Raw genomic sequence first — 12,222 nt, forward strand, 5'->3', positions numbered from 1 at the left:
CGGGGTGTCCGAATGATCCAGGAACGCCTCTCCACCTTCGCGGGGCTGCCGGTCCGCACCTTCGACGGCGAGCCGGACGGCCCGCTGCCCGAGCCGGGGGACGTGGCCTGGGGCGTCTACCACCACGTCCACGACAACGGCGTGTGGGGCGCGGAGGTCCCCGAGAACCTCGACCGCCTCCTGAAGACGGTCGACACCACGAAGGTCACCCACCTTGTCATCGGCTTCTGGGGGTTCACCCGCGAGGAGTTCGACCCGGTGGGGTGGCTGGTGGACAACGCCGGGCGGTTCCCCCGCCTGCGCGCGCTGTTCTTCGGCGACATCCTCGACTGGGAATGCCACATCTCCTGGATCCAGAACGGCGACATCTCGCCGCTGTTCGACGCCTATCCGGGGCTGGAGCACTTCGAGATCCGCGGCGCGTCCGACCTGCGGTTCGAGCCGCTGCGCCACGAGCGGCTGAAGGTGCTGCGGATCGAGTCCGGCGGGCTGCCGGTCGAGGTCGTGCGGGCGGTCGCGGGCGGCGACCTGCCCGCGCTGGAGCACCTGGACCTGTGGATCGGCTCGGACCAGCACGGAGGGTCGTCTTCGGCCGAGGACTTCGCGCCCATCCTCACCGGGGAGCGGTTCCCGTCCCTGAAGCACCTCGGCCTGGAGAACGGCCCGTTCCAGGACGAGCTGGCGGAGGCCCTGGCGAGCGCCCCGGTCGTCGCCCGGCTGGAGTCGCTCAGCCTGGCCATGGGGATGCTGTCCGACCGGGGGGCGGAGGCGCTGCTGTCCGGGCAGCCCCTCACCCACCTGCGCAGCCTCGATCTGCACCACGCCTTCCTGAGCGAGCCCATGGCCGAACGGCTCCGGGCGGCGCTGCCCGGCGTCGAACTCGATCTCGAGGACGCGCTGGGGGAGGCGTCGTGGGTGGGTCGGGAATGGGCTTTCAGCGACTCCTACGTCGCGGTGTCGGAATGACGCTCGCGGTGGTCGGCACCCCCGGCGACCGGCGTCCCGCGCTGTTCGCCGCGGCGTGCCGGTCCGCCGGGCTGCGCGAGCCGCGGCTCGTGCCCTGGACGGACGTGCTGCGCGGCGCCCCGCTCTCCTTCGGGGCGGGCGAGGCGGTCCGCGTCGACTCGCCCGGCGAGGACCCCGAGGCCGACGCGCTGCTGCGCGGTCCCGGCGCGCCCGAGCGGGTGGGCGGCGGGGCGCGCTGGCACCGGACGTTCACGGCGGCGCTGCGGCGGCTGTCGTCGGCCGCGTCGGCGTCCGGTGCGCGCCTCCTCGGCGACGTCGAGGAGATCGCGGTCATGTTCGACAAGCGGCTGACCCACGCCCGCCTTCTCTCCGCGGGCGTCCCCGTCCCGGCCGCCCTGCCCGAGGTCACCGGGTACGGGGAGCTCCGTTCCCGGATGGACGAGGCAGGCGAGCGGCGGGTGTTCGTGAAGCCGGCGCACGGCTCGTCCGCCTCCGGGGTGGTCGCGCTCCAGACCGCCCCGGGCCGCGTGCGGGCCGTGACGTCGGCCTTCCTGGCAGGCGACCGGCTGCTCAACTCGCTGCGCGTCCGCTCGTACGAGACCGAGGACGAGGTCGCGACGCTGATCGACCTGCTCGCGCCGGACGGCCTGCACGTCGAGCGGTGGCTGCCTAAGGCGGCGCTCGGCGGGCGCGTGTTCGACCTGCGCGTCGTCGTCACCGCCGGCGAGCCCACGCACGCGGTCGTCCGCACCAGCCGGACCCCGATGACCAACCTGCACCTGGGCGGTGCCAGGGGAGACCTGGGGGCGGTGCGGCGCGCGCTCGGGGAGGGCGGCTGGAAGCGGGCCCTGGACGTGTGCGCGCGGGCCGCCGCCTGCTTCCCGGGCAGCCCGATGGTCGGCGTCGACCTGCTCGTGGGATTCGGGCTGAAGCGGTTCGCGGTGTGCGAGGTGAACGCCTTCGGTGACCTGCTCCCCGGGCTGACCGGCCTGTCCGGAAGCTCCGCTGAGGGACTGGACACCTACGGCGCCCAGGTCAGGGCGATGGCGCACGCATGCACGACATGAACGCGGTCATCGGCAGCCACGACGTGCTGCTGGTGACCCTCGACACGCTGCGCTACGACGTCGCCGCCGAACTGGCCGCCGCGGGGGAGACGCCCACCCTCACCGGGCTTCTTCCAGAAGGCCGCTGGGAGCGCCGCCACACACCCGGCAGTTTCACCTACGCCGCGCACGCGGCGATGCTGGCGGGCTTCCTGCCGACGCCCGCGTCGCCCGGCCCGCATCCGCGGCTGTTCGCCGGCGCCTTCCCGGGCAGCGAGACGACCGCCCCCGGCACGTGGACGTTCGACGCCGCCGACCTGCCGACGGGCCTTGCCGCCGCGGGCTACCACACGGTCTGCGTGGGCGGCGTCGGGTTCTTCAACAAGCTGACGCCGCTCGGGTCGGCGCTGCCGTCGCTCTTCGCCGAGAGCCACTGGGAGCGCGGGTTCGGCGTGACCGACCCGGAGTCGCTGCCCAACCAGACCGACCGGATCGCCGAGATCATGGCGCGGCTGCCCGCCGAACGCCGCCTGTTCCTGCTGCTGAACGTCGCGTCCCTGCACCAGCCCAACTGGTTCTACCTTGAGGGCGCCACAAGCTCGAACGGGGACACCCGTGCGAGCCACGCCGCCGCCCTCCGGCATGTGGACGCGCACATCGGCAGGGTGCTCGGGCTGATGCGCCGCCCGTGCTTCGTCATCGTCTGCTCCGACCACGGGACGGCGTACGGCGAGGACGGCCACACGGGCCACCGCATCGGCCACGAAGTCGTCTGGACCGTTCCGTACGGGGAGTTCGTTCTGTCGTGAACCCATATCAGGCGTACGTGTACGCCTATCCGCACAAGACCGCCTACCGTCCGCTGCAACCGGCACCCGGGCTGCGTGACGTGTGGGAGGGGGAGCCGCTCGACGCGCTCTTCCTGTACCTGCACGTTCCCTTCTGCGAGATGCGGTGCGGCTTCTGCAACCTCTTCACCCGCACCGGCGCGCCCGAGGAGCTGACCGGCGCCTACCTCGACGCGCTCGACCGCCAGGCGACCGCCGCCCTGAACGCCCTGGACGGTGCCGCCTTCGCCACCGCGGCCTTCGGCGGAGGGACGCCGACCTACTTCACCGCGTCCGAGCTGGAACGGCTCTGCGGCATCGCCGGACGGTTCCCCGGGTTCGGGTCGATCCCGCTGGGCGTGGAGACGTCCCCGGCGACCGCCACCACCGACCGGCTGGCCGTCCTCGCCGAGCACGGCACCACCCGCGTCTCCATCGGCGTGCAGAGCTTCCTGGACGAGGAGGCCCGCGCGGCCGTCCGGCCGCAGAAGCGCGCCGAAGTGGAGGCCGCGCTGGACCGCATCCGCGCCGTGGGGTTCCCCGTCCTCAACATCGACCTCATCTACGGCATCGACGGCCAGACACCCGCGACGTGGGCGCACTCCTTGGACGCCGCTCTCACGTGGCGTCCGGAAGAGGTCTACCTGTACCCGCTCTACGTCCGTCCGCTGACCGGCCTCGGACGCCGCGCCCAGGACTGGGACGACCAGCGCCTCACCCTCTACAGGCTCGGCCGGGACCACCTTCTCGGCGAAGGCTACGAGCAGGTGTCGATGCGGATGTTCCGGCTGCCGTCCTCGGGCGCGGGCGGCACGGAATACTGCTGCCAGACGGACGGCATGGTCGGCCTGGGCTGCGGAGCACGCTCCTACACCTCCCGCCTCCACTATTCGTTCGAGTACGCGGTCGGAGCCGGGCAGGTGCGTTCCATCATCGACGACTATGTGCGCGAGACCGACTTCACCACCGCCCGCGTCGGCTTCACTCTGGACGCCGACGAACGCCGCAGGCGGCATCTCGTCCAGTCCCTTCTGCAAGCGACCGGCGTCGACCTAAGCACCTACCGCGCGCGCTTCGGCAGCGACCCGATGGACGACTTTCCCGCTGACTTGAAGCCGTTCGCTGAACGCGGATGGCTGGAGACGTCCGAAGACGCCCTCCGGCTGACTCCTGAAGGGCTCGCCTACTCCGACGCCATCGGCCCGGCGCTCTTCTCGTCCCGCGTGCAGGCGCTGATGGCCTCCTACGAGGCGCGGTGATGGACCATCTGACGATCCTCTACCGAGGGCCGCTGGCCAGTTGCGACTACGACTGCCCGTACTGCCCGTTCGCCAAGCGCCGCGACACCCCGGAGCAGCTCCGCGCCGACCGCGCCGCGCTCGAACGCTTCACCGAGTGGGTGTCGCGTTGCGGCCACCGCGTCTCGGTCCTGTTCACGCCGTGGGGCGAAGGGCTCGCCCGCTCCTGGTACCGGCGCGCCCTGACCGACCTCAGCCACCTTCCGCACGTGGACCGGGTGGCGATCCAGACGAACCTCAGCCACCGCGTGTCATGGACGGCCGGCGCCGACCGCACACGGTTGGCGCTGTGGGCGACCTACCACCCCGGCCAGGTCCCGTACGAGCGGTTCCTGGGCAAGTGCCTGGACCTGGCGGCGCGCGGGGTCCGCCACAGCGTCGGGATCGTCGGGCAGCCGGAGCACCTCGACGCCGCCCGCCGCCTCCGCGCCGACCTTCCCGCCGGAACCTATCTCTGGGTCAACGCGGCCGAAGGGCGCACCTACGGCGACGACGAGGCCGCCTCCTGGACCGAGATCGACCCCCTGTTCCCCGTGAGCCGCCACCCGCACGCGAGCCGCGGCCTCTCCTGCCGGACGGGGGACACGGTCGTGTCAGTGGACGGCGACGGCACGGTCCGCCGCTGCCACTTCGTCCCGTCCGTCCTGGGCAACCTCTACGACGGCTCGTTCCGTGCCGCCCTGGCGCCCCGCCCGTGCCCTCTCGACACGTGCGACTGCCACATCGGCTACGTCCACCTCGAACCCCTCGGCCTCTACGACGCCTTCGCCGACGGCATCCTCGAACGAATCCCCGCCCTGTTCAGCCGTCCCTGACCTCGTCCGCGCGGTGAACCGCACGACGGCAGCGACATCGGGCGGCGGGGACCGAGGCGGGTGCGCGCCGCCGGAGCAGGCACCGCTGTTCAGCGGTCCCGGCCCTGAGCCGAAGCCTGCTCCTGCCCGCGCTGTTCATCTGGACCGGAGGTGTAGCGGCCGGCGAGTTCGGCACCGATCCGGGCGAGTTCGCGCTGGACGGTGCGTGGCTCGACGACGTCGAGCAGCGTCCCCCAGCCGGCGAGGTGGCGGGCGATGTCCAGGGGGGTCGGGGCGGCGAGGCGGACCCGGACACGCCCGTGGCCGGCCTCACCGTCGGTGTGGCAGTGCCGTCCGAACTGCTCGCGCAGGACCGGCACGAACCGCTCCTCGATGAGCACGGTCGCCCACGTGCGCGAGCGTCGCTTCTCGATCTCGTCGACGACCTCCTGCCAGGCGGTGGCGAGGGTGAAGTCGTCGGGGCGTCCGGCGGGAAGGCCGGTCGGCTCGGCCCGGGTGATCCGGTCGACGCGGAAGGTCCGCCGTCCTCGGTCGGTGTCCGCCAGCAGATACCAGATGTCGTCCTTGTCGATCAGGCCCCACGGGTCGACCAGCCGTTCCGTCGGTTCCCGGGTGCGGCCGGCGTAGGTCAGGCGGACCTTGCGGCGCCGGATCACGGCGGTCTGCAGCAGGTCGACCATCGCGGGCCGGGGGCGGTCCCGCTCGCCCCACCGGACGGGGTCGACGATCGTCGCGTCCATGGCGGCCTCGGCGTCGGTGCGGAAGGTCCGCGGCAGGGCTCCCATGAGCTTGCGCAGCGCCGCTCCGGCCTCGGGTGAAACGGCGGCGGCGGGGCCGGCGAGCAGGAACAGGGCCTGCGCCTCGGCCGCCGTCAGACCGCTGAGGTCGGTGCGGGCGCCGCCGACCAGCTGCCAGCCGCCCCCGCGACCCGGCTGCGGGTAGACCGGGACGCCGGCCGACGCGAGCGCCTCCAGGTCGCGGCGGGCGGTGGCCACCGACACCTGGAGTTCCGCCGCCAGGTCGGCGGCGGTCACACGACCACGGATCTGCATGAGCAGCAGGACGGCGACGAGGCGGTCAGCACGCATGGAACCAGATTCTCAGACAAAGTGCTCAGAAGATGAGCACTTTACCGGGAAGCATGAGTGTCGTCGCCCACCGAGAAGGGAACCATCCGATGCTGCGAGGCCCGATCACCGACCAACCCCTTCGGCAACATCCTCGGCGTCATGGACGACCAGCACTGCCTGCGGGGCTTGGGCCGATGCATTTCGCGGACGCCGCCGAGTGGGAGGCATGGCTGGCCGAGCACCACGAGAGCGGGGACGGCGCCTGGCTGAAGATCGCCAAGAGGGGGGCGGGCGCCGACTCCGTCACGATCACCCAGGCGCTGGAGATCGCGCTGTGCTACGGCTGGATCGACAGCCGGCGCAGGTCTCACGACGAGCACTTCTACCTGCAGCGGTACTCACGCCGTCGCAGGGGCGGATCCTGGTCGCGGAAGAACGTCGAGCGCGTGGAGGCGCTGACCGCCGCCGGGCGGATGCGGCCGCCCGGTCTGGCCGAAGTCGCCGCCGCCCAGGCGGACGGCCGCTGGGCGGCCGCCTACGCCGCCCAGCAGGACGCCACCGTTCCACCCGACCTGGCGGCCGCGCTCGCGGCCTGCCCGCAGGCCGCCGCCCGCTTCGAGGCACTCGACAGGACCACCCGATACCTCCTGATCCTTCCGCTGCTCAAGGCCCGGACCCCGGCCGGGCGCGCCGCCCGCCTGCACAGGGCGGTCTCCGGCCTGCTGGATCAGTAGGACCGGTCGCCGAGACCGGGAACGCAGCATGATCGGGGTCATACAGGGCGGTTCCGACCAGGACCTGGTCGGAACCGGCCCCCTTGGGTCAGGTCTGCTTCTCGGGGTGGTAGTCGGCCTCGTCCACGCCGAACGTCCATGCGACGCCCGCGCGCGCCGTCTGGGTGTCGGGCGGGACGCGCAGGTAGTAAGTGCGGTGCGTTCCGTCCGGTTCCGGGGTGGAATTCACCACCTCCACCATGGCCACGGGCTCGTCGCCCGGCAGTTCGATCGTCCACAGGACGCCCGTCTCGTCCCGGTGCCGGGGACGCGCGCCGGTCTCGGCCAGGTACCGGTCGTAGCCGAAGATCTCCAGCATCACGCGGCGCAGCTCGGCGTTCTGCTCGGAGGAGATGCGGTCGGGCGTCAGGTCGGTCAGCGAAGCGACGAAGCCGGCCGGGATCGGCATGCCGCGCCATGCGTGCAGCCCGAATCCGTCCGGATAGGCGAGGGCGGGACCGTTCCCGCGATGCAGCCGCCCGGGCTCGTCACGGTGGAGCTCGCTCGGCCGCTCCGAGAGGATCACCAGCCGCTCGTAGGGCCACCACCAGCCGGCCGACCGGGCCACCTCCGCCAGCCCGGCCAGCGGGCCGTCGAGGCGTCCGAGCGACTCGAACAACGCCAGCCACGGCCCGTCGTGCTGGCCCAGGACGGCGTCCAGCGTGGCCGCGCGCAGCAGCGCCCCCGCCGCGTCCCCCTCCGGGGTGGACCGCCTGTTCCTCCGCGCGCCGGGCCTGCGCTGCGCCTGCTCGCCGACCGCGCCGCGGACGCGCGTGACCAGCGCCTGAACCTGGTCCCACAGCATGCCGCCTGTCTCGGCCCACATGCGCGGCCACTGCTCCGGCCCCAGCTCGGAACAGGCCGCCGCGCGTTCGGCCTCCCAGGGGCGGGTGCGCACGTCCGTCAGGACGCTCGGCCCCGCCTCACTGTCACCGAGGTCGGCGCGGGCCCGTTCGAGCAGCCCGTCACGCCCGGCCTTCTCCAGCGTCTCGCCGTGCCCGGCGATCACGGCCGCCACGACGGCACCGCGCACGGGGGAGGGCACCCACAGGTACCGCTCCGGGGGCTTCAGCCCGGCGGAGGTGTAGGCGGCGGCCACACCCGCCTCGGCGCGGGCCCGGTCGGCGGGGCCGGTGGCGAACGCCGCCGCCTGCCAGTCGCCGACCACATAGTGGCTCTCGCGCACCGTTCCGGTGATCACGATGTCCCGCCTCCTCAGTCGGCCACGACGCGGACGGAACCGGGCACGTACTCGCGCTGGCGTATCACCCGGTACCAGCCCTTGGGCAGCGTGATCGCCGCGTGCTCCTCGTGCACCAGACGCCCGCCGGACGGCAGGTGCAGGTGGTCCGGCACGAGCGGGTCGGGGGTGCGCAGCAGGGTCCCGGGCGCGGCCAGCGCGTGCGCGTGCCCGGTGGCCTCGCCGCGCGCGAGCACCATGCGGCCCCGGCCGTCGCGCGGTGACGGCGGCAGCCCGCGGACGGACCGCGGAACCGCCTCCTCGGGCACGGGCAGGATCAGGACGTCTCCCTGTCGGTACATGCGCCGAACGTAACGCCCACCAACGACAAACCTCCCCACCCCGCGGCCCGCCATCGATGGCACCGGCCGCCGATGGCACCGGCCGTCGAGGTGACCGGTCGTCGGGGTGGTCGGCCGCCCGTGAGATGGGCCGTCGAAGTGGTCGGCCGTCGGTGCTGCCTGTGGGGTCAGAAGCCGCGGGTTCGGCGGGCCGCCGGGCGGGCCCAGTTGCCGGACGCGCTCAGGCCGATGTGCTGGAACGCGCGGACGAGCTCGCCGCCGAGGTTCACGCCGGCGCCGAGGGCGAGCGCCACGGACACGGCTCCGATGAGGCTCAGCACCCCCGCCTGCGGTGAACCGGTGTTGAGCTCGACCATGCCGCGGTAGAGCGCCGTCCCCGGCAGGAGCGGGCCGATGGCGGGGACCACGAACGGCATGACGGGCTCCCCGTGCCTGCGGGCGAGCCAGCTCGCCATCACGCCGACGACGGTGGCGGCCATGGCCGCGGCCAACACGGGTGGAACGTGCCATCCTCGGGCCAGGACGTAGAGCACCCAGATCAGCGCGCCGCCGAGGGCGACGGTGGTCAGCACGTCCCGCGGGGCCGCGAGGGACACCGCGAACGTCAGCGAGATGGCGGCGGCGGCGACGACGGCTACGGGCTCCAGGCTCGCCGACGGGGTGGGCAGGTGCCGGACGTCGATCGGCACGCCCAGGCTTACCCCGATGTACACCACGGCGCCCAGCCCGGCGACGATCGCCGCGATCATGAAGAAGACCTCCAGCACCCGCGCCCCGGCGCTGACCAGGTCGCCGGTGATGCCGTCCTGGATGCTCGCCACCAGCGGACGCCCCGGGAGCAGCGCCAGGATCGAGCCGGTGACGATCGTGGCGGCCTGGCCGGGGTTGCCCATCGCCACCACCACCGCGGCCGCCGCCGCGCCGATCGCGGCGGCCACCGTCAGCTGGAAGAACTCCGCGATGCCGCGGCGCGCCAGCGCGGCGGCCGTGCGGTCGCCCAGCATCGTGGCGACGAACGCGGTGGTCGCCACCAGCGGCCCGCCGCCGGACAGCACGCTGCCCGACGCGGCGATGAGCCCGAGGGACACCACCAGCAGCCAGGTCGGATACGGGGGGCCGTGCCTTTTGATCTCCGCGAGCCGCCTGTGGGCCTCCTCCAGTTCGAGCATGCCGATGGACGCGTCCTGGACGAGCTGGTGCAGCGCGGTGAGCCGCCAGTAGGCCGGAGTCCGGCGCCGGATGGACCGCGCGCTGGTCATCGGCGCCGCGCCCCCTCCGGGGTGCGCCGATACGAGGATGCTGGTCAGTGTGACCTGCACCTCGCAACGGGGGAGCTCGTAGGCCACGCCCAGGCCGAGCATGGCCTCGTTCACGCGCTCGGTGGTCTCGCCGCTGGCAAGCAGCAGTTCGCCCACCCGCAGGACGAGGTCGATGACCCGCGGGTCGACGACCTCGCCGGGCTCGTCTTCGGGCGGTTCCGGGGGCGACCCGTCCATGAGGACCTGCCATGTCCGCCGCAAGCGTTCAGCCGCGCCCATACCCCCGCTGGTGTCCCTTCCCGCCCATGAATCGATCTTGACTGGCAGGCTACCCACCAGCCGGGTGTCCCCAATCCGTGGCCCGCGTCCCACCTTCTCCACAGAACGTGATTCTGGTGCGGTGTCCTTCGAGGCACTGGTACGAAGGACGCATGAGCTCTTCGGACGGTCTGCGCGACGAGGCCGAGCGGTGCCTGCGCGCCCTCGCCGGTGACCACGCGCGGTTGCGCGACGACCAGTGGACGGCGATCAGCGCGCTCGTCGTCGAGCGGCGGCGCGCCCTCGTCGTCCAGCGGACGGGCTGGGGCAAGTCCGCCGTCTACTTCGTGGCGACCCGGCTGCTGCGCGAGCGCGGCGCCGGCCCGACCGTGATCGTCTCGCCGCTGCTGGCGCTGATGCGCAACCAGATCGACGCCGCCGTCCGGGCGGGCATCCGCGCCCGCACGATCAACTCCTCCAACACCGGCGACTGGGACCAGGTCTTCGCCGAGGTCGAGGAGGGCGCGGTCGACGTGCTGCTGGTGAGCCCCGAGCGGCTCAACAACCCCGACTTCCGCGATCTCGTCCTGCCCAAGCTCGCCGCGGGCGCCGGGCTGGTCGTGGTCGACGAGGCGCACTGCATCTCCGACTGGGGCCACGACTTCCGCCCCGACTACCGGCGGCTGCGCACCCTGCTGGCCGAGCTGCCGCCCGGCATCCCGGTCCTCGCCACCACCGCGACGGCCAACGCCCGCGTCACCGAGGACGTCGCCGAGCAGCTCGCCGGCGACGACGCCCTGGTCCTGCGCGGCCCCCTCGAACGCGACTCGCTGCACCTCGCCGTGGTGAACCTCCCCTCCGCCGAGCAGCGCATCGCCTGGCTGGGCGAGCATCTCGGCGACCTCCCGGGCAGCGGCATCATCTACACCCTCACCGTCGCCGCGGCCCACGAGATCGCCGGATGGCTCCGCGACCGCGGTTACGAGGTGGCCGCCTACTCCGGCCAGACCGAGCAGGCCGAACGCCTCCAGGCCGAGCGCGACCTCCACGACAACAAGCTCAAGGCCCTCGTCGCCACCAGCGCCCTCGGCATGGGCTTCGACAAGCCCGACCTCGGCTTCATCGTCCACGTCGGCGCCCCGCAGTCCCCGGTGGCCTACTACCAGCAGATCGGGCGCGCGGGCCGCGGCGTCGACCGCGCAGAGGTGATCCTGCTGCCCGGCCGGGAGGACCGCGAGATCTGGGCCTACTTCGCCGGCCTCGCCTTCCCGCCGGAGCACATCGTCCGCAGCACGCTGGACGTCCTGGACACGGCCGGCCGCCCGCTCTCCACCACGGCCCTGGAGCCGCTGGTCGACCTCAACCGGGCCCGCCTGGAGATGATGCTCAAGGTCCTCGACGTCGACGGCGCCGTCCGCCGCGTCAAGGGCGGCTGGACCTCCACCGGCGAGCCCTGGTCCTACGACCGCGAGCGCTACGAGCGCGTCACCGCCGAACGCCGCCGCGAGCAGCAGGCGATGCTCGACTACATAGCGACGTCCGGCTGCCGCGAGGAGTTCCTGCGCCGCCAGCTGGACGACCCCGCAGCGGCCCCCTGCGGCCGCTGCGACAACTGCACGGGCCGCCACTGGGCCACCGACGTCACCGAGGAGAGCGCGACCCGAGCCCGCGACCGCCTGCACCGTCCCGGCGTCGACATCGCCCCCCGCCGCATGTGGCCGACCGGCGTCAAGGACGACCTGGGCGTCTCCGGCCGCATCAAGCCCGAGCTCCAGGCCGAGACGGGCCGCGCCCTCGGCCGCCTCACCGACATCGGCTGGGGCAACCGCCTGCGCGACCTGTTCGCCGCCGGCGACACCGAGGTCCCCGCCGACCTGGTCGACGCCGTCGTGCAGGTCCTCGCGGCGTGGGACTGGACGGCCCGCCCCACCGGCGTCGTCACCATCGGCTCCCGCTCCCGCCCTCGCCTGGTCACGACGTTCGGGCAGCGCATCGCCCAGATCGGCCGCCTGCCCTACCTGGGCGAGCTGGTCCCCGTCGGCGAGCCCGTACCGCGCCGCCACAACAGCGCCCAGCGCCTCCGCTCCGTCTGGCACACCCTGACCGTCCCCACCGACCTGGCGGAGGCCCTAGCCGGCAACCCCGGCCACATCCTCCTGGTGGACGACCGCATGGAAACCGGCTGGACGATGACCGTGGCCACCCGCCTCCTGAAGGAGTCCGGCGCCCAGTCGACCCTCCCCCTGACCCTGGCCACCCCCACCTGACCTTGGCCACCCCCATCTGACCTTGGCCACCCCCACCTGACCTTGGCCACCCGCCTGACCTTGGCCACCCGCCTGACCTTGGCCACCCGCCTGACCTTGGC

At 73.1% G+C, this 12,222-nt stretch carries 11 protein-coding genes; 7 read left to right on the forward strand and 4 right to left on the reverse strand.

What is annotated here, in order from left to right:
- Positions 1–12 precede the first annotated feature (12 nt).
- Genes CHC11_RS36380 through CHC11_RS36400 form a run of 5 tightly spaced genes read left to right on the forward strand, consistent with a single transcriptional unit; the run spans position 13 to position 4,952 of the window.
- On the forward strand, positions 13–966 hold the full coding sequence (locus tag CHC11_RS36380; RefSeq protein ID WP_179279177.1) for an STM4015 family protein: 954 nt from the start codon (positions 13–15) through the stop codon (positions 964–966).
- Complete coding sequence (locus CHC11_RS36385) at positions 963–2,033, forward strand: STM4014 family protein (protein WP_089316435.1); 1,071 nt, start codon at positions 963–965, stop codon at positions 2,031–2,033. The genes CHC11_RS36380 and CHC11_RS36385 overlap by 4 nt, the downstream gene beginning before the upstream one ends.
- Positions 2,021–2,821 (forward strand): STM4013/SEN3800 family hydrolase, encoded by an 801-nt coding sequence (locus CHC11_RS36390; RefSeq protein ID WP_179279178.1) that lies wholly within the window; start codon positions 2,021–2,023, stop codon positions 2,819–2,821. Before CHC11_RS36385 ends, CHC11_RS36390 begins: the two co-directional genes overlap by 13 nt.
- Positions 2,818–4,098 (forward strand): STM4012 family radical SAM protein, encoded by a 1,281-nt coding sequence (locus CHC11_RS36395; RefSeq protein ID WP_089316436.1) that lies wholly within the window; start codon positions 2,818–2,820, stop codon positions 4,096–4,098. Before CHC11_RS36390 ends, CHC11_RS36395 begins: the two co-directional genes overlap by 4 nt.
- Positions 4,098–4,952 (forward strand): STM4011 family radical SAM protein, encoded by an 855-nt coding sequence (locus CHC11_RS36400; RefSeq protein WP_089316437.1) that lies wholly within the window; start codon positions 4,098–4,100, stop codon positions 4,950–4,952. The genes CHC11_RS36395 and CHC11_RS36400 overlap by 1 nt, the downstream gene beginning before the upstream one ends.
- Before the next feature lie 89 nt (positions 4,953–5,041).
- Here the strand turns inward: CHC11_RS36400 and CHC11_RS36405 are convergent, their stop codons facing one another.
- Complete coding sequence (locus CHC11_RS36405) at positions 5,042–6,040, reverse strand: helix-turn-helix transcriptional regulator (RefSeq protein ID WP_089316438.1); 999 nt, start codon at positions 6,038–6,040, stop codon at positions 5,042–5,044.
- Positions 6,041–6,216: 176 nt separating this feature from the next.
- On the opposite strand from CHC11_RS36405, the gene CHC11_RS36410 reads away from it, so the two are divergent.
- Complete coding sequence (locus CHC11_RS36410) at positions 6,217–6,756, forward strand: YdeI/OmpD-associated family protein (RefSeq protein ID WP_089316439.1); 540 nt, start codon at positions 6,217–6,219, stop codon at positions 6,754–6,756.
- An 88-nt stretch (positions 6,757–6,844) separates the two neighbouring features.
- Here the strand turns inward: CHC11_RS36410 and CHC11_RS36415 are convergent, their stop codons facing one another.
- The 3 genes from CHC11_RS36415 to CHC11_RS36425 all read right to left on the reverse strand — a co-directional run bounded on the left by CHC11_RS36415 (position 6,845) and on the right by CHC11_RS36425 (position 9,875).
- The gene (locus CHC11_RS36415) at positions 6,845–7,996 is read right to left on the reverse strand and encodes a DUF6745 domain-containing protein (RefSeq protein ID WP_245920210.1); all 1,152 of its coding nucleotides are present in this window, start codon (positions 7,994–7,996) and stop codon (positions 6,845–6,847) included.
- Between the two features lie 14 nt (positions 7,997–8,010).
- Positions 8,011–8,337 (reverse strand): hypothetical protein, encoded by a 327-nt coding sequence (locus tag CHC11_RS36420; RefSeq protein WP_089316440.1) that lies wholly within the window; start codon positions 8,335–8,337, stop codon positions 8,011–8,013.
- Positions 8,338–8,504: 167 nt separating this feature from the next.
- On the reverse strand, positions 8,505–9,875 hold the full coding sequence (locus CHC11_RS36425) for a threonine/serine exporter family protein (RefSeq protein WP_245920212.1): 1,371 nt from the start codon (positions 9,873–9,875) through the stop codon (positions 8,505–8,507).
- A 152-nt stretch (positions 9,876–10,027) separates the two neighbouring features.
- Here CHC11_RS36425 and CHC11_RS36430 point away from each other — a divergent pair, with 152 nt between their 5' ends.
- Positions 10,028–12,121, forward strand: a complete 2,094-nt coding sequence (locus tag CHC11_RS36430; protein WP_089316442.1) for a RecQ family ATP-dependent DNA helicase — start codon at positions 10,028–10,030, stop codon at positions 12,119–12,121.
- Positions 12,122–12,222 lie beyond the last annotated feature (101 nt).

The sequence above is a fragment of the Actinomadura mexicana genome, from assembly GCF_900188105.1.
Taxonomy (GTDB): Bacteria; Actinomycetota; Actinomycetes; order Streptosporangiales; family Streptosporangiaceae; genus Spirillospora; species Spirillospora mexicana.

What these genes read in the sequence shown, in the direction of transcription:
- CHC11_RS36380 (WP_179279177.1), top strand. Translation starts at nt 13, where the DNA reads ATGATCCAGGAACGCCTCTCCACCTTCGCGGGGCTGCCGGTCCGCACC.
- CHC11_RS36385 (WP_089316435.1), top strand. Translation starts at nt 963, where the DNA reads ATGACGCTCGCGGTGGTCGGCACCCCCGGCGACCGGCGTCCCGCGCTG.
- CHC11_RS36390 (WP_179279178.1), top strand. Translation starts at nt 2,021, where the DNA reads ATGCACGACATGAACGCGGTCATCGGCAGCCACGACGTGCTGCTGGTG.
- CHC11_RS36400 (WP_089316437.1), top strand. Translation starts at nt 4,098, where the DNA reads ATGGACCATCTGACGATCCTCTACCGAGGGCCGCTGGCCAGTTGCGAC.
- CHC11_RS36405 (WP_089316438.1), bottom strand. Translation starts at nt 6,040, where the DNA reads ATGCGTGCTGACCGCCTCGTCGCCGTCCTGCTGCTCATGCAGATCCGT.
- CHC11_RS36410 (WP_089316439.1), top strand. Translation starts at nt 6,217, where the DNA reads ATGCATTTCGCGGACGCCGCCGAGTGGGAGGCATGGCTGGCCGAGCAC.
- CHC11_RS36420 (WP_089316440.1), bottom strand. Translation starts at nt 8,337, where the DNA reads ATGTACCGACAGGGAGACGTCCTGATCCTGCCCGTGCCCGAGGAGGCG.
- CHC11_RS36425 (WP_245920212.1), bottom strand. Translation starts at nt 9,875, where the DNA reads ATGGGCGCGGCTGAACGCTTGCGGCGGACATGGCAGGTCCTCATGGAC.
- CHC11_RS36430 (WP_089316442.1), top strand. Translation starts at nt 10,028, where the DNA reads ATGAGCTCTTCGGACGGTCTGCGCGACGAGGCCGAGCGGTGCCTGCGC.